This window comes from Sedimentitalea sp. (genome assembly GCF_039973035.1).
GTDB lineage: Bacteria > Pseudomonadota > Alphaproteobacteria > Rhodobacterales > Rhodobacteraceae > Sedimentitalea.
Window position 1 is genome coordinate 1 of record NZ_JBDWLR010000083.1, and the last position, 14,105, is coordinate 14,105.

At 55.8% G+C, this 14,105-nt stretch carries 12 protein-coding genes, 1 tRNA gene and 3 pseudogenes; 7 read left to right on the plus strand and 9 right to left on the minus strand.

Annotation, left to right across the window (positions count from 1 at the left end; genetic code table 11):
* Nucleotides 1-410: 410 nt before the first annotated feature.
* The 4 genes and pseudogenes from ABJO75_RS19530 to ABJO75_RS19545 all read left to right on the plus strand — a co-directional run bounded on the left by ABJO75_RS19530 (nucleotide 411) and on the right by ABJO75_RS19545 (nucleotide 2,733).
* A pseudogene (locus tag ABJO75_RS19530) lies at nucleotides 411-1,339 on the plus strand (IS1595 family transposase).
* The gene (locus ABJO75_RS19535) at nucleotides 1,339-1,833 is read left to right on the plus strand and encodes a hypothetical protein (RefSeq protein WP_348134025.1); all 495 of its coding nucleotides are present in this window, start codon (nucleotides 1,339-1,341) and stop codon (nucleotides 1,831-1,833) included. Before ABJO75_RS19530 ends, ABJO75_RS19535 begins: the two are co-directional and overlap by 1 nt.
* Complete coding sequence (locus ABJO75_RS19540; RefSeq protein WP_348134027.1) at nucleotides 1,830-2,597, plus strand: DUF1828 domain-containing protein; 768 nt, start codon at nucleotides 1,830-1,832, stop codon at nucleotides 2,595-2,597. Before ABJO75_RS19535 ends, ABJO75_RS19540 begins: the two co-directional genes overlap by 4 nt.
* A complete protein-coding gene (locus ABJO75_RS19545) occupies nucleotides 2,587-2,733 on the plus strand; it encodes a hypothetical protein (protein WP_348134028.1) in 147 nt (48 codons plus the stop codon). Before ABJO75_RS19540 ends, ABJO75_RS19545 begins: the two co-directional genes overlap by 11 nt.
* A 2-nt stretch (nucleotides 2,734-2,735) precedes the next feature.
* Here the strand turns inward: ABJO75_RS19545 and ABJO75_RS19550 are convergent.
* The 8 genes and pseudogenes from ABJO75_RS19550 to ABJO75_RS19585 all read right to left on the minus strand — a co-directional run bounded on the left by ABJO75_RS19550 (nucleotide 2,736) and on the right by ABJO75_RS19585 (nucleotide 9,978).
* Nucleotides 2,736-2,808: transfer RNA gene (locus ABJO75_RS19550), tRNA-Leu, on the minus strand.
* Between the two features lie 53 nt (nucleotides 2,809-2,861).
* Nucleotides 2,862-3,870: pseudogene (locus tag ABJO75_RS19555) on the minus strand (IS110 family transposase).
* A 173-nt stretch (nucleotides 3,871-4,043) separates the two neighbouring features.
* A pseudogene (locus ABJO75_RS19560) lies at nucleotides 4,044-4,259 on the minus strand (transposase); the annotation flags it as partial.
* 444 nt (nucleotides 4,260-4,703) lie between these two features.
* Nucleotides 4,704-6,434: an ethylbenzene dehydrogenase-related protein gene (locus ABJO75_RS19565; protein ID WP_348134030.1), complete on the minus strand. Its 1,731-nt coding sequence runs from the start codon at nucleotides 6,432-6,434 to the stop codon at nucleotides 4,704-4,706.
* A 12-nt stretch (nucleotides 6,435-6,446) separates the two neighbouring features.
* The gene (locus ABJO75_RS19570) at nucleotides 6,447-6,839 is read right to left on the minus strand and encodes a hypothetical protein (RefSeq protein ID WP_348134031.1); all 393 of its coding nucleotides are present in this window, start codon (nucleotides 6,837-6,839) and stop codon (nucleotides 6,447-6,449) included.
* A 27-nt stretch (nucleotides 6,840-6,866) separates the two neighbouring features.
* A complete protein-coding gene (locus ABJO75_RS19575; protein WP_348134033.1) occupies nucleotides 6,867-7,700 on the minus strand; it encodes a hypothetical protein in 834 nt (277 codons plus the stop codon).
* A gap of 261 nt (nucleotides 7,701-7,961) precedes the next feature.
* Nucleotides 7,962-9,518 (minus strand): DUF1254 domain-containing protein, encoded by a 1,557-nt coding sequence (locus ABJO75_RS19580; RefSeq protein WP_348134034.1) that lies wholly within the window; start codon nucleotides 9,516-9,518, stop codon nucleotides 7,962-7,964.
* Nucleotides 9,519-9,615: 97 nt separating this feature from the next.
* Complete coding sequence (locus tag ABJO75_RS19585) at nucleotides 9,616-9,978, minus strand: AraC family transcriptional regulator (RefSeq protein ID WP_348134036.1); 363 nt, start codon at nucleotides 9,976-9,978, stop codon at nucleotides 9,616-9,618.
* Nucleotides 9,979-10,107: 129 nt separating this feature from the next.
* Here ABJO75_RS19585 and ABJO75_RS19590 point away from each other — a divergent pair, with 129 nt between their 5' ends.
* Both ABJO75_RS19590 and ABJO75_RS19595 read left to right on the plus strand, forming a co-directional pair.
* The gene (locus tag ABJO75_RS19590; RefSeq protein WP_348134038.1) at nucleotides 10,108-11,127 is read left to right on the plus strand and encodes a helix-turn-helix domain-containing protein; all 1,020 of its coding nucleotides are present in this window, start codon (nucleotides 10,108-10,110) and stop codon (nucleotides 11,125-11,127) included.
* Nucleotides 11,128-11,265: 138 nt separating this feature from the next.
* A complete protein-coding gene (locus ABJO75_RS19595) occupies nucleotides 11,266-11,475 on the plus strand; it encodes a hypothetical protein (protein ID WP_348134040.1) in 210 nt (69 codons plus the stop codon).
* 523 nt (nucleotides 11,476-11,998) lie between these two features.
* On the opposite strand, the gene ABJO75_RS19600 is transcribed toward ABJO75_RS19595, so the two are convergent.
* Nucleotides 11,999-12,928 carry a LysR substrate-binding domain-containing protein gene (locus ABJO75_RS19600; RefSeq protein ID WP_348134042.1) on the minus strand — a complete coding sequence of 310 codons (930 nt, stop codon included), beginning with the start codon at nucleotides 12,926-12,928 and terminating at the stop codon, nucleotides 11,999-12,001.
* Between the two features lie 232 nt (nucleotides 12,929-13,160).
* On the opposite strand from ABJO75_RS19600, the gene ABJO75_RS19605 reads away from it, so the two are divergent.
* Nucleotides 13,161-14,102, plus strand: coding sequence for an ABC transporter substrate-binding protein (locus ABJO75_RS19605; RefSeq protein WP_348134044.1), 942 nt, complete (start codon nucleotides 13,161-13,163; stop codon nucleotides 14,100-14,102).
* The last annotated feature ends 3 nt before the right edge of the window (nucleotides 14,103-14,105 follow it).

Below are 14,105 nucleotides of genomic sequence, written 5' to 3' on the forward strand. Positions count from 1 at the left end.
AGATACTCCAACCGAGGGCGGCGGGGTCCATACCATTGCTCCTGCATAGCAAGACATTTTTCGAGCTGATATGAGCGTTTGTCAGATGCAGTCGTGTGTCCGGCCTGTTTGCGCAGCGCACGCGGCTGCTGGCCCTGATGGCTCGTTCGCGGATCAGGTCCAAAACACGGATGCGCGCTTGAGGCGCGTAGCAACAAGCTGGTCTTCCTGACCCGGATCTATTCGATCATTTGCCCATGCTGTCGAAAACCTCTCACATCCTTGGTAACCGATGGCCTAATTTATCGCCGGTTTATGCGGTGGTCTCAGCCATCGGGTCTCTGTAAACTTCACCTTTTTTTTGGCGATATTATACTTGCCGTACCCACTCTGAATTGATATAATAATATCAACCAAAGTGAGTTGATACCATGTCTGTTCTGTCCCGCCCTGAGTTCCACAACGAAGAAGCCGCATACGCCTATGTAGAAGCGCGTATTTGGCCACACGGCGCGACTTGCCCCAAGTGCGGCGAACGCGAGCGCGTTTCCAAGATGGGCGGCAAATCCACCCGCATCGGCGCTTATAAGTGCTACAAGTGCCGCAAGCCTTTCACCGTCAAGGTCGCCACCATCTTTGAAAGCAGCCATGTTTCCATGTGCTTGTGGCTGCAAGCGATCTATCTGATGTGCGCCAGCAAGAAAGGTATCAGCAGCAACCAGCTTCACCGCACGCTTGGCGTTACGCTCAAAACCGCTTGGTTCATGTCGCATCGTATCCGCGAAGCAATGCGCTCTGATGGCACTGTCGCGTTCGGTTCCGGCGGTGGTGTTGTCGAGGTTGACGAAACCTTCATCGGCCAAAAGCACAAGAAGAAGGAAGGCGCACGCGGCTACGCTCACAAGAACGCAATGCTGTCTCTGGTAGATCGCACAACGGGCCGCTCTAAGTCCTTCGTTGTTAAGGACGTGACCAAGGTAACACTCGTGCCTATCCTGCACGCAAATATCGCCAAAGAAGCAACCGTCTATACCGACGAAGCGAAGCAATACACAGGCATTGGCAAGCACTTCGCGGATCACGACTTCACGACACACAGCAAGGGCGAATATGGTCGTGGTGTCGTCCACACGAACACGATTGAGGGCTATTTCAGCATTTTCAAGCGTGGCATGAGGGGTGTCTACCAGCATTGCGACAGAAGCATTTGCACCGCTATGCCGCTGAATTTGAGTTCCGTTACAATAATCGCGTTGCAAATGGATCTAACGACACAATGCGCGCAGACACGGCACTTGAAGGCATTGTCGGAAAGCGACTGACTTATCGGCGGGCTGACTCGTTCGCAGGAATATCCTGATGAGCGGCCTTAAGCCGATTACCGTATCCGACATTATCCGAGGGCCAAAGCAGGATGTGAAATGCGGAGAATGGGCAGAGGGTACAGTTCCCCACGCTCAATTTCCGCTCGGACGAGGAAAGAGGTCTTTGGGGCGAGGGTGGAAGTGGCGCTCGGTGAAGTTTTCATGCTTAGGGCAAGATTTTTTCGTTCTCGTCGCGCTCAACGTAGAGAAGGAATATTACCGCGCCACACTTGGCATGAAGGACGGAAAGTCTCTGAAGGTGGTCTGTTGCCACGAACTTCATACTGACCATTTGAACTGGCATTGCCATGTGGTCCGTGGTAATGTTCACGAAACGTTTCCAGGCGTATCAAGAGACAAAAATCTGATGATTGCTTGGCCGGTGTTCACGAAAATGGAATGCACGGTAACGTTCAATGTAACCGAAAAAAACGCGCTGTCTATCGCTGCAGCGCGTTTTGGATTCGCAGAAGGAGGTGCCTTGCTGTGAACTTACAGAAAGACATATGCGCCGCTTTTTGCGATGGGTTAGTTGTCCGCGAAGTCCCCGTTGGATTTTCCATATCAACGCCGGTCACTTGGTTTTCTGGTGACAGAATTTCGTTCTATGCGCGCATCGAGGGTGAACGTGCGCGTCTGGAAGACAGCGGGAGCTTGCTTTTTGGCCTTGAGGGACAGGGGGTAGATTTTTCTTCGGAGAATAGGCGCGAGATACTATCTGGCCTTTTGTCAGATCACGGGGTCGATCTTTCGGAAGAAGACGGGCTGTTCTGCACGAATTGGGTTCCCAAGGTAGAATTAGCGACACTTGCGTTGCCGTTCTTGACATTTCTAGCGCGCGTTCAAGACTTGCTGTTCTTGAACAGAGAGGTAGTTAGAAGCACATTCAAGGAAGACTTGATCAGCGCCTTAGAGGATAAATTTCAAGAAGACAGGGTTTCTTTATCTGAGGCCTTGATACCTAGCCTACCGCATTACACCGTAGATATTGTGGTAAGGTCTGCGAGCGGAAAAATCGCCGCCGTGTTCCCCGCAACAAACGATGTCAACGTCTTGCGTGCCGTCTTGTTTTCAATGGAAGTCCAGAAACACGAGGCGACCGATATTGTGCCGTTTTTGATCTACGAGAATCTAGACAAAGGGGCCATCACCCAACAAAGCAGAGAGATCGCATTCAATTCTGATCTGACGCCAGCAGTTTGGTCTGGCGGTCGTGAAGAGGTCATGCAGAAGGTAAGCAGATATGTGTCCTGAAAAATCCCAGCTAGAGCGATTCAAAGAAGCCGCTAAAGACGTGGGCGCTGACACGTCCGACCACGCGCTTGATAAGGTTATGGACAAGCTGGACCTGACGAAGAAGCCGGAAGCGGACGACAAGAAGGACGATTAAGCCGAGTGGGGTGGGACTCGAACCCACGACCTCTCGAACCTAAATCGAGCGCGCTAACCAACTGCGCTACCCACTGATAACCCCGAAGGGTCAGAGCGCGATTGTTATCTCAAACCGCGCCGGGTACGTCAAGTATAATATCGCCTTTTTTTTAGCATAGCCCAGATCATCCGTGCCATCTTGTTGGCCAGTGCGATGGCGACAACCATGCGCGGCTTTCGCGCCAGCATACGGCCAAGCCACGAGCTCTCGTCGGTGCCTTTTTCTATCGTCACTTTGATCACGGACATTGCCCCCATGATGAGCAACCGGCGGATATCCTTCTGTCCCATCCTGGATGTGTGACCGAGTATTTGCCTGCCACCCGTAGAGTGCTGTCTGGGTACCAGTCCAAGCCAGGCAGAAAAATTACGGCCACGCTCAAAGCAACCCATCTCTGGCGCAAATGCTTCAACCGCCATGGCTGTAATAGGGCCGATACCCGGCATGGTTTGAAGTTGATGTGATACACCGCTGTGCTTTGCTTCGGCCTTGATCGACGCTTCTAATTCATCAATCCGCTTTGTCAGAGCCCCAATCTGTCCCAGACAGACTCCGCCAACTTTCCGAATACTGTCTGGTAAAGCGGTTTCCGGATTTTCAATGTGATCAGCCAGCCGCTTTACGTTGTGGATTCCCTTTGGCACGATCAGCCCGAACTCCGCCGGATGAGCGCGCAATGCGTTTACCATTTGGGTGCGCTGGCGGATAAGCAACTCTCGCGCCCGAAATAGCGCGCCACGCCCCTGCTGTTCTTCACTCTTGATGGAGACAAAGCGCATCGTTGGGCGCGTTGCCGCTTCGACAATAGCTTCCGCATCAGCGGCATCATTTTTTTTGCCGTTTGACAAATGGCTTAACATAGATCGGAGCAATTAGACGGGCATCATGGCCGAGTTTTTTCATCTCGCGGCCCCAACAGTGAGCGCTGCCACATGCCTCCATCGCAACCAGACAAGCCGGTTGTTCAGCCATGAATTTTGCGAATTGCACTCGCGTCAGTTTCTTGCGGAAAACTGTCGATCCATCCTCCGCCGCACCGTGGAGTTGAAAAACAGACTTTGCCAAATCAACGCCAATGATCGTAACGTCCTTCATGGGTACTTCTGTTGTCTTGCGGTCTTGATCGCGCACATTGGCACTATGATGCCGTCGGGAGGAGGCATCCACACCATCACGGGTCTGGGTTGGTCTGATAGCAAGGCACTTTGCAAGCCGTAGTATTGCTGCGGTCTACCGTAGCTCGGAATGCGCCCTAGCCGAGACGGAATTCAGCCGGCGCGTTCGAGCGGAAGATCGCGGGTAGGGTCGCCGTCATAAGCACCGCCTCCGAGAAATAGATCGATCAGACAAAAAACTTTCTCCAAGAGACCCGGCAGCGTAGTGGAATCTCCGATGTGATTCGTGGTGAAATCGGTATCAACGATCTCGCCGCTCACCAAATCGAGGCCGAGGTGCAGCTTGCGCCAGGAGCGCCGTTTGTGCTTGGCTTTATGCCATTCCTCAGGTCACTCGCCGCGCCGAAGATTTTAAGACCCGCACTGTCAACAGCAAGTAGAACCGGCATTTCGCACTTGAACAAATCTGGCTGGTAAGCTCAGCCCATCGCTCCGGCGCGATAGGGTCGAGAAATTCGGCACCGCTATATTAACGCCCAGCACTTGGTAATCGAACGCATCAAGCCTCGAGCTTGGCGCAGCGGTTGCTCGAACACCATGCCCAATGTCAGGCATGTCACAATCGCAAGATTGCATAGACAGGCTGCCCGCCCGACGTCGTTCGTGGCGCTGCCGACCACAAAGCCAGAGCCTCATAGCTAAAGCGCACCGTCACCCCCCCCCACACCCTCAGGGGCTTTCATTATACTCGGCTCAATTCGCAATCCAATGTTTCTGCTTGGGAATCTTATCAGTACGATCGGCGTTGAACTTCTACCGAATTCTAAGTCGTACTGGCCTAATGTGCCAGCTATGCCGGGTTTGGGTGTGGTCAAACACGGAGACCCATAGATACACGCCATCCGAGATCGGGACATCATACTGCGATCCCGTGTCAAGCGCCCGGCGCACCTCAAGGTTCCAGTAGCCATCTTTCCAGGCACCGACGGCAGCAACGTCGGTGCGATCGCCTTCCAGCGTTTGACGTAAAACGACGCTGGGCACGATTGTGCCTTCAGGATAGCTTGTTTCCATCTCCGGTGCGTAGGGAACCGCATTGTTCATCGTAAGCCACCAGACGCCGTTGTCACTCGTCTCCGGGTCGAGATCCGCCTCCTGGAGGCGCACCATGTCTTCAGGATCGTTCGGCAGGAAACGCGGGATCACCCCTCCATCGGTGCTACGTGCTGCCGGACCCTGCAAAAGCGGCCTCCAGTTCGAGATTGCGCCGTCGCGCATCGCCGGATCCGCCCCGATACCCGCGTAATAACGATCCATCGGGTTGTCCGATTCCAGCTTCGCGGCCCCGAAATAGCTGTCTTCCAACTGTCCCATCGGATTGCTGCGCACCGCCATCCAATGCCAGATATCCAGAACCGAACCATCCGTGGTGTAGTGCAGACCACGACCGCCCGAGCCTCCCGGTTTTCCGTCAAGGGGTTTCGGCCCCAGATGAATCGCACGCAGGGCTGCAAAGCGGGACCTGTCGGTCAGCATCACGCCGAACTTGTCCTCGTAGAATACGTCTTCGTCATTGCGATCAAATCCGTCCTGCAAAAGGCGCCAGCCTGCCGCAGTCTTCTGTATTGGCACATGTTTGAGACTGCGCGTGGTATCGGGCCACTGAAACAGGAAATAGGCGTCACCTCCGTGCTGCACGGCGCGCACGGTCACTGGGGCTTCACCATCCGGCAGGTTGGCACCACCTCTGGTCTGGATGGTGATTGCCTCCGCCGCGTCCCATGTCGGATCGGTCGGATCGCCATCAAGCATCGGGGGCGCGGCAACCCGAGGCATCACCAATGTGCGCACTGTCAGTGCTTCCACTGCGAACACCAGTCCCGCCACAGCGACAACGCCAAGGAGCGCGAACGCGAACGCGCGCCCGCGGATGAAGCGCGGCAGCACAATCGGGAGCAGCGCCCGCCACCCGCCGCTCGCCAGATGCCCGGCGACGTGGAGCAGGACAAACCCGGTGAGACTGATGGCGATGCCGCGATGCAGCCACGAGAGTGTCGACGCCGAGATCGGGGCGGTATCCGAGAAGAGCAACGTGCCGGTGAGGGTTGCGGCGCTGATAAGCCCGAAGCCCAGCCAGTAGATCAGCACATTGATCGCGCGCGACCGCAGGTGCCAGGTCTTGGAGGCGAGCATTCTTCGGCGGGTCGCATCAAATGCCACGCGGCGCTGCACCCGTGCCCGAAACAGGAAGACCACATAGCCTGCAATCGACGCAACCAGACACCAGGCCGCGATGACATGCCAGTTGATCACATCGCCCTGCGGCATGACGCTGGCGATCGCACTTGGCCAGCCTACCTCCGGTGCATCTCCGGCGATGCGAAACCCGGTGGCGAAACTGGCCAGCGCCAGTAACGACACCAGCCAGTGCAGCAGGACCGTTGGCGCGTCAACGCGCCCGATATGGCGCGGGCGCGCCCGTGAAGATGACGCAAGCGCCAGAGCGGTTTCCTGCTCTGGCGCCATCCTGTCGGTGGTCGGCATACCGGCCGACGCCTATTTGCTGTCCGCGAACAGCGGGACTTCATCGAACGGCGTTGCCGATGTAGGGCGGAATCGCTTTACGGTGAATTTGGATTCTTCTCCGGGCGTCACATCGACAACGATGTAATTGTAGTCCTCTTCCAGGGTCTCGCCATTCCAATAGAGGTCCTTGGGATAGTCTGCCGGAACGCTGGACAGGTTCTGCCGACCCGGCAGGATCGAGTCCTGCTCTGAACCGCCGCTGCCCAGGACGAAGTATTTCACCCCGTCCACATCGTACAGTTCGGTGGTGTGGACATGGCCATTGAAGACGACCAGTTCCTCGAAATCATCGGCATAGGAGGCGAAGGTGGCGTGGGGGTTCTGCGCAGGCGGAATCGGCTTGAAGCTCGAGCGATTGAACACCGGGTTGTGGAAGGTGACAAAGACATTTTAAATGTCCTTGGCCTTGGCCTCGTCCAGCCAGGTTTTCAGCTGCTCCAGTTGTTTTTTATAGACTGGCGCCGTCGCATCCCATGCTGAGGCGGCGTGCCGGTCGGCCTTGCCGGTCCAGAGCGTGATGAAGCGCACCCCGTTGAAATCATAGGTATAGATCATGTTGGCGGCGGACACGCCCATATCCTTGAGATAGGGGGTGGCGCTAAGCACACCTTCGATGCTCGGGTCGTCCCAAACCTCGTGATTGCCGATGGCCGGGAAATAGCGGCCCTTCAGGCCCGCCTCGGTCAACTCGGCATCCGGGGCCGGCAGGCGTGACAGCAGCATGTCATTCATGCGTTGCCAGTAGGGGCTGTCCTGCAGGGTCTTGCCCTGAAAACCCCACCACACAACATCGCCAGCGTTGATGACGAATTTCGCGCCTCCATCGGTGACTTCGCGGACCACGCCATTGGCGACCCAATCGGCTCCAAAGTTGCGGTACATGGTGAAGTGTTTGCCGGGGGCGAGCTTGGTGTCCTCGACTGTCGCTTCGATGGGCCAGCCGTCGCGAAAGCTCAAACGGGCAACCTCTGATTTGGTGTAGAGCGGCATCTCGATGTCGGTCAGTACCTCGGTCTCGGGATCGAAGGTCAGTTTGACATCCTTCTTGACCAGATCCAGCGCGATCTTCTCTCCCAGAATCAGGGCGAAGAGTTGAGAGACCAGACTCTGGATCTTGGCGGTGTCAGATTTTTTGTACGGCATGTACATCATCGAACGGGAATCGCCGTAAGCGACGAAGGAAAAGCTGTCGGACTCCTGAGCGTATGCGTGAGTGCCGAACATTGGCGCGGCCACGACAGAAAGCGCGAAAATCGTCGTGCCTGCGAAATTGCGAAGCCGCGAGGTCGCACGGGTTCGGTTCTTAGACGAAGAAAGAAGGCTTCCTTCCTGTCTGGTTGACCGCTGAGCGTCCTGATTTCTGCAACGCCTGTTCATTGTATCGTCCTTATACCTAGGGTTTGATTGAGTTCACATCACGCCAAGTGTAGCTCGAACTTGGCGTGATTGGCTTGGTTAGTCCGTCGCGTTGAATTACAGCTTGCCTCACTGCACCAGTTCGAATTCTCCTGGCTTCCAGGTCTTGTCGAACCACGGCTCCAGCGGTCCATAGAGACGCAGAACAACGTTCCATCCCTTGCCGGGAACCGTCTGGACCCAGTTGGCTTCATGGCCTTCGGGTGCGGTCGGGCCGAACCAGATATCAACCGAGGAGTCCGCATTGATCACGATGTCCTTGGCATCGCTGCCAATGCTGGGAAATTGCTGGTCTGTTTGCAGCATCGAGCGCGTCTGGTTGTCATAAACGACGAACGACCAGAATTCCTTGGCCGGAATGTTTGGCGGCAGATGCAGCTTATAGGTCTTGCCACCGTCGAGGGGCTTCTTGTCGGCGTCAGTTGTCGCAGCGGCGTATTGCGACCCAACACCGACACGCTTGATCGCCATCGCTGGCGTGATCCCCGTGGCGTAGTAGTGAAACAGCACTCTAGCGTCGAGATAGCGCACACCGGGTTGTAGGAGAAACGCATAGCTGCCGCCAACAAACCCGGTGAACCATGCGCTGTCGGGATAGAAGTAAGCGTCCTTGATGCGTGTCTTGAATGTGATGGTGCGCGCCGTCGCATTGCCGACGGCGGCTGCTTCGGTCAGGATCTTCTTCATCCGCTCGTCAGGCGCAAAGGGTTTGCCCTTTTCGATGCCGATGGCCGCGAGTTGCCCGAGCACCTCGGGATGATAGGCCTCATTCGGCTCGTACTGAACGATGTCGTTCACCTCCTCGTAGAATTCATAGTCATTGGCATGAATGGTGTTGAATTCCCTGCCCGATGCATCGATGAAGTTCATCGGCGGCGGGTTGTCGGCGTCCGAAAGACGATAGACTTTCAAGAGTTTCTTGGTGTTTTCGACCGCGGTTGCGGTGCTGCTGTTTTCGATGAAACCCCGGAAGAATAACAGGTTGCCATAGCTCGGCGAACGCAGCACAAAATAGCCGTCCGGCACGTCGCCGTCATAACTCGGGGGCAACAGCAGATATTTTCCGCCTTTGCCCTTGTCCGGACCGGCATTGCCGACATCGCCGACATATTCGAACCAATGGCTGTCGATGAAGCCTAGGATATTGGGCGGCGTTTCGACCACCAGCGGTCCGGACTTGGTGTCGAGCCACATCAGGTTGTAGATGCTCTCGGTGTTGCCGGTGAGGAACAGCGAGTGTGAGTCCATCAGGTCTTCGAAGATCAGGATGGACTGGTTATCGTCAGCACCCTGGCTGGCAAGACCCTTCCGGAAGGCTTCCATTGATGCCCCGGGCATCGCATTGAGAAACGACTCGACGCCGCGCATGAAGTCGAGGTTATCGTAGATCTTCTCCGACGTGGCGTCATCGGGGAAACCGTCGAAAAAGTTCAGCGTGCCAAGCCGAGTGTCAACACTCTCCGGTGTCGTGATCGAATCCGGTATCGGTGTCGTCATTTTCATCTTCGGTGCCGTATCGGCGGAAGCGGTGCCCAGACCCGTCAGCGCAATCGCAACGGTGGCGCAGAACAGTCGCGTCTCTCGACTGGTGGTCTTCATATGCTCGCTGAATTTCAGGCGGGTCATCATCTTACTCCGATGCAATCGTGTGCATGTTAGTTGAAAAGGTCCCCGCCTTCATATGCCACGGTGGATCGTCAATCCGCCCATATCGCGCCACTGGTCAGCTTTCTTGAGGCCGACACTTACGGGCTTTGCGAAATTGGCGCGGCGAACATCCTGCCCAACGGGAAAAGGCGCGTGCAAAGCTGCTGGGGGTGCCGTAGCCGATGCGAAACGCGATTTCCTGGATGTCGAAATCGGTCTGACAAATCAGAACTTGTGCGATCTCCATACGGCATTCGTCAATGATGGCGCGCAAACTGCCGTCCTGCTTCGACATGTACCGTTGAAGTGTCCGCGAACTGGTGCCGAGAGTGGTGGCGATGCGCGCAACGGTAAGCGGACCTGTCAGCGCGAGATCCGCTGCCAACGCCTTGATCTGCGTCGGATCAAAGTGAGGATCAGGTATTCCACTGTGATGCATCTGCGATTACAACCAATCGTGAACCACGAGTGTGACAGCTATTGTTGGTCGGATCTGCCCATCTTACGCCAAAAATGAATCTATGAATGAGCGCAGAATCACAGCCACCGGTCATCAGGAGAGTGCAAGATGGAGTTAGCCATCGTCAGGGCGGCACATCTGCACGTCTTTCTTGACCAACTGAGAGAGATCGGCGTTCCGGTCGAGCGGGAGATCGTCAAATCCGGCCTATCGCCCTGGATTCTGGAACAACCAGACGCCTACGTCAGCATTTCACGCAGCCTCGAATGCCTTGCCAATTGCTGCCGCGATATTGAGTTAATGGACCTTGGTTTCCTTGCGACTCAGCGCGAGTCACTGACGACGCTGAGCCGTGAGGTCCAGCGTGCGGTCAATGATGCACCGAGCGGCCTTGCACGCCTTTCGGCCCTGCATAAATTCTCGGCCCACGAAGACAATGTTCTTTCGATCCGTCTTCAGCACGAAGGGGCGCAGATCAGGGTCATCAGCGAATTGGCGGATTATTTTTATAACCCATACATTTGCTTTTCTGAGTGGGTGGATTTGCAGGCCCTGCTTTCAATCATCCGAAGCGCTGTGGGGCAATCCTGGTCCCCAATCGAGATGACCTTCGTATCCCGACATCGCCCTTCGGCCCTTGTTCAGGAAGCGTTCCCAAATACGCGTATTCTGACAGGGCAGCCTCACACGTCGATCTTGATGCGCAGCAGTCTGCTTGTCGCGCCATGTCTAAAAAGTGGCCGATCAAACCTGCTGCCGACTTTGACTACTCAAAGCGAAATCGGTCCGCCGCGGGACAATTGGAGCTTTTCAACCGCCCTGCGGGCGGCGGTTCGCCCATATTTGTATGATGGCTACCCTGCTCTTACGAAGATTGCGGAGATATTCGGTATGAGCGGACGGACCTTGCAACGTCGCCTGCGGGATTGCGGTCGTTCCTATTCCGAGGTCTTGCAGGAAGCGCGTTTTGAGATGGCACAGGAATTGCTTGTCGATCCGTCGGCCCGCATTATCGACGTGGCGTTGGCTGTAGGCTACGAAAATCCCCAGCACTTTGCGCGAGCGTTCCGCCGACACGCGGGCGTATCCCCCACGATTTTCCGAAAGTCCCTAGCCGAAGCGAGCTAAACCCGACCATTTTGCAGGGATCACATTGGAGGCGGATTGGCCCCATACCCAATCAATTCAGAAGACACGTTCATACGCCGCACGACCGAGAATTGTAACGCGGTTGAGTGCCTTTGAGGCGATTTAAGCTTCAACAGTTTGGATGTCGAAATCCCACGCTTTCAGACCATCGCTAATAGTTTTTTTCCACCATCTGATCTGAGCTTCAACCTGTCATCTTTGATTGTATCCAGTCTGGGATTTCCATTTCATTCTGCCATGTTCCGCGATGTTATCGATGTGCCGATTGCGCTGTATATTCGCGCCTTGAACGATCTTCAAACCGCTACCGCACCGCGAATTCGTTGAATAGTCCCGCACCACGAGGTCCAGCCCCATCACTTGGCAGTCGACCGCATGAAGCCCTGCGTTTGTCTTAGCGGAAGGCGAAATACGACCCGCAGGACAAGGCAAATCTCGATTGCCAAATCAGGGTAATGCGCTTGGCCATTGCAGGTTTTGCGGGTCGGCGGCGGGCAAAATTCAACCACATCATTTGACACCCATACCGTCAAACAACCACGTTGACGAAGGCTCTAGTTGTACTCTGATGCGTTCGCCACCCGATACAGTGCCTTGTCGAACTTGTCCCGACAGGCGCCATTGAATTTGTGAGGTATCGACCGTCGCTCATGTCATAGAAAACACTTAGAATACTGTGAGCGGCCGATCCCCGCCGCAAGGTCCATGTTCATGAAACTGCCATGCGGGCGGTCTCAACGTCGCCCGGGCACTGTAGACTTGGTGCAACCCCAAACCTCTATTTGAGCCGCGCCATGCTTTGAGCTACAGGGCTGTCCGGTTGGCCGCTCTGGTCCAAGAAAGGCTCATATCAATCCCGAAAGGCTGTAGAGCGCTCTGCACTCTGTCTATGCAGCCAGTCTTCAACGACCTGACATTCGTCGAACATCTTTTTCCGTTCTGATTTCAGCAAGTAGTAGCCGTGATTGGTGCGTACCTTGGCCTGACCAAGGGGGCGAACCAGCTTGCCTTCATTCAGAAGCGGATCAACAAGATGACCCCAGCCCAAGGCAATGCCCAGTCCATCTGCCGCCGCCTGCACGGAAAGAGGGTAGGTGTTGAAGAACGAGCCTTGGCGGAGTTTACCGGCCGGGGTGCCAGAATTTTCCAACCAAGTGCGCCAGTTCATCCATTCCCGGTGGGTTGACGAAACCTCGATCAGATCAAGGTCATGTATCTGTAACGGGTCTGCGGCGGACGGATTGGCCTTTAGATAGCTTGGCGAGCAGACTGGAAAGACCGTTTCGCCAAACATCAGTTCCGCATGGTAGCCGGGCCAATTCCCGTCGCCGCGCAGGATGGCAAGATCGACGTTGTCCGACAGGCATTCGTTATCGTCGTCCGATGACACCAGCATGATCTTGAGGTGCTTGTTCTGCCGGTTGAGCTTTTGCAGCCTTGGCATCAGCCAAAGTGCCGCGACAGAGTTTGTAGCAGCGAGAGTCACCGCCCGGTCCTTGTGATCAGACGCCGTCATTTGCGAGGCGCTGCGCAGCATTTCCAACGCAGGTTTGACCCTTGCAAGGAACAGTTCGCCTTGTGGCGTAATGCTGATGGACCGGTGGCCGCGAAGGAAGAACGGCACGCCATAGTGCAGTTCGAGGAGACGAACCTTTCGGCTGATCGCGGTCTCGCTGATGTTCAGTCGCTTGGACGCGGCCACAAAACTCTTCGACTCGGCCGTGGCCTCAAAGGCAAGCAAATAATCGAGCGGCGGAAGTGAAACAGAGTTGGTTGTCATGATCTTAATCAGGGCTGCCAGATCCGGGGCCAATGCCAGGAATGTAAGGTCGCGATTGGAAGGTTCGGTGGATTTTTAGCACATTGGGCCAAGGCGTTGCTCGTTGCCAGCAATTTCTTGGGGCTAAGAGCGAAATAAATTTATGCAGAGAATTTGTGGTTTGCCCTCAAGATGTTTCGCAGGCCGGGCACGTCGACTCGGCGATAAAGATATCGCAAAACAGGGAAACCTCATGAAATCGAAATTTGCACTACCTGCCGCCGCACTTTTTGCCGCAACAGCGACCGGAGCCTTCGCCGCCGATAGCGACGACCCCATCATTATCCCCATTCACAACTGGTCGTCGCAGATTGTGATGAGCCACGTCGTTGGTCAGATATTTGAGAGTATGGGCAACCACGTCGAATTCGTGACCACCGACAGTCAGGCGGTCTATGAATCGGTCCGGATCGGCGATGTCACGCTCGAATTGGAAGTCTGGGAAGGCGCCTTTGGGGCCTCGTTCGACGCGGCCGTAGAAAAAGGCGGCATTCACGCCGCAGGCGCACACAACGCTGTGACGCGCGAAGACTGGTGGTATCCTGCATGGACCAAGGAAAGCTGCCCCGGACTGCCCGATTGGGAAGCGCTGAACGCCTGCGCAGCTGCGTTCGCAACCCCCGAGACCGGCGACAAGGGGCGTTTCCTTGGCGGGCCGGTAGACTGGCTTAAGCATGATCAGGAACGGGTCGATGCCCTCGGAATGGATTTCGTCGTGGTTAATGCCGGCTCTGCCGCGGCGCTATGGGCGGAAATCGGTGCTGCCGAGAAAGATAAAAAGCCTGTTGTGGTGTTCAACTGGACGCCAAACTTTGCCGAGGCCGTCTGGCCGGGTGAGTTCGTGGAGTTCCCTGAATGGGTTGAGGGTTGCGACGAAGACCCGGCTGTTGGGCCGAACCCGGATGCCACCTATGACTGCGGCAACCCGGCGACCGGCTATCTCAAGATTGCGGCATGGGACGGCATGAAAGAACAATGGCCGGCCGCCTATGAGACCCTGACCCAAATCTCGTTCACCAACCCGCAGATCGCCGAGATGGCAAAGCTGGTTGATGTCGAGGAAATGGAGCCCGAAGAAGCCGCCGCCGCCTGGCTCGAAGCCAATCCGGACATCTGGAAAGGTTGGACCAGCTGATCT

Excerpts from the sequence above, each read along its gene's own strand:
- ABJO75_RS19600 (WP_348134042.1), bottom strand. The coding sequence starts at position 12,928 with ATGACAACCAACTCTGTTTCACTTCCGCCGCTCGATTATTTGCTTGCC.
- ABJO75_RS19545 (WP_348134028.1), top strand. The coding sequence starts at position 2,587 with ATGTGTCCTGAAAAATCCCAGCTAGAGCGATTCAAAGAAGCCGCTAAA.
- ABJO75_RS19535 (WP_348134025.1), top strand. The coding sequence starts at position 1,339 with ATGAGCGGCCTTAAGCCGATTACCGTATCCGACATTATCCGAGGGCCA.
- ABJO75_RS19580 (WP_348134034.1), bottom strand. The coding sequence starts at position 9,518 with ATGACCCGCCTGAAATTCAGCGAGCATATGAAGACCACCAGTCGAGAG.
- ABJO75_RS19605 (WP_348134044.1), top strand. The coding sequence starts at position 13,161 with ATGAAATCGAAATTTGCACTACCTGCCGCCGCACTTTTTGCCGCAACA.
- ABJO75_RS19565 (WP_348134030.1), bottom strand. The coding sequence starts at position 6,434 with ATGCCGACCACCGACAGGATGGCGCCAGAGCAGGAAACCGCTCTGGCG.
- ABJO75_RS19585 (WP_348134036.1), bottom strand. The coding sequence starts at position 9,978 with ATGCATCACAGTGGAATACCTGATCCTCACTTTGATCCGACGCAGATC.
- ABJO75_RS19590 (WP_348134038.1), top strand. The coding sequence starts at position 10,108 with ATGGAGTTAGCCATCGTCAGGGCGGCACATCTGCACGTCTTTCTTGAC.
- ABJO75_RS19575 (WP_348134033.1), bottom strand. The coding sequence starts at position 7,700 with ATGTTCGGCACTCACGCATACGCTCAGGAGTCCGACAGCTTTTCCTTC.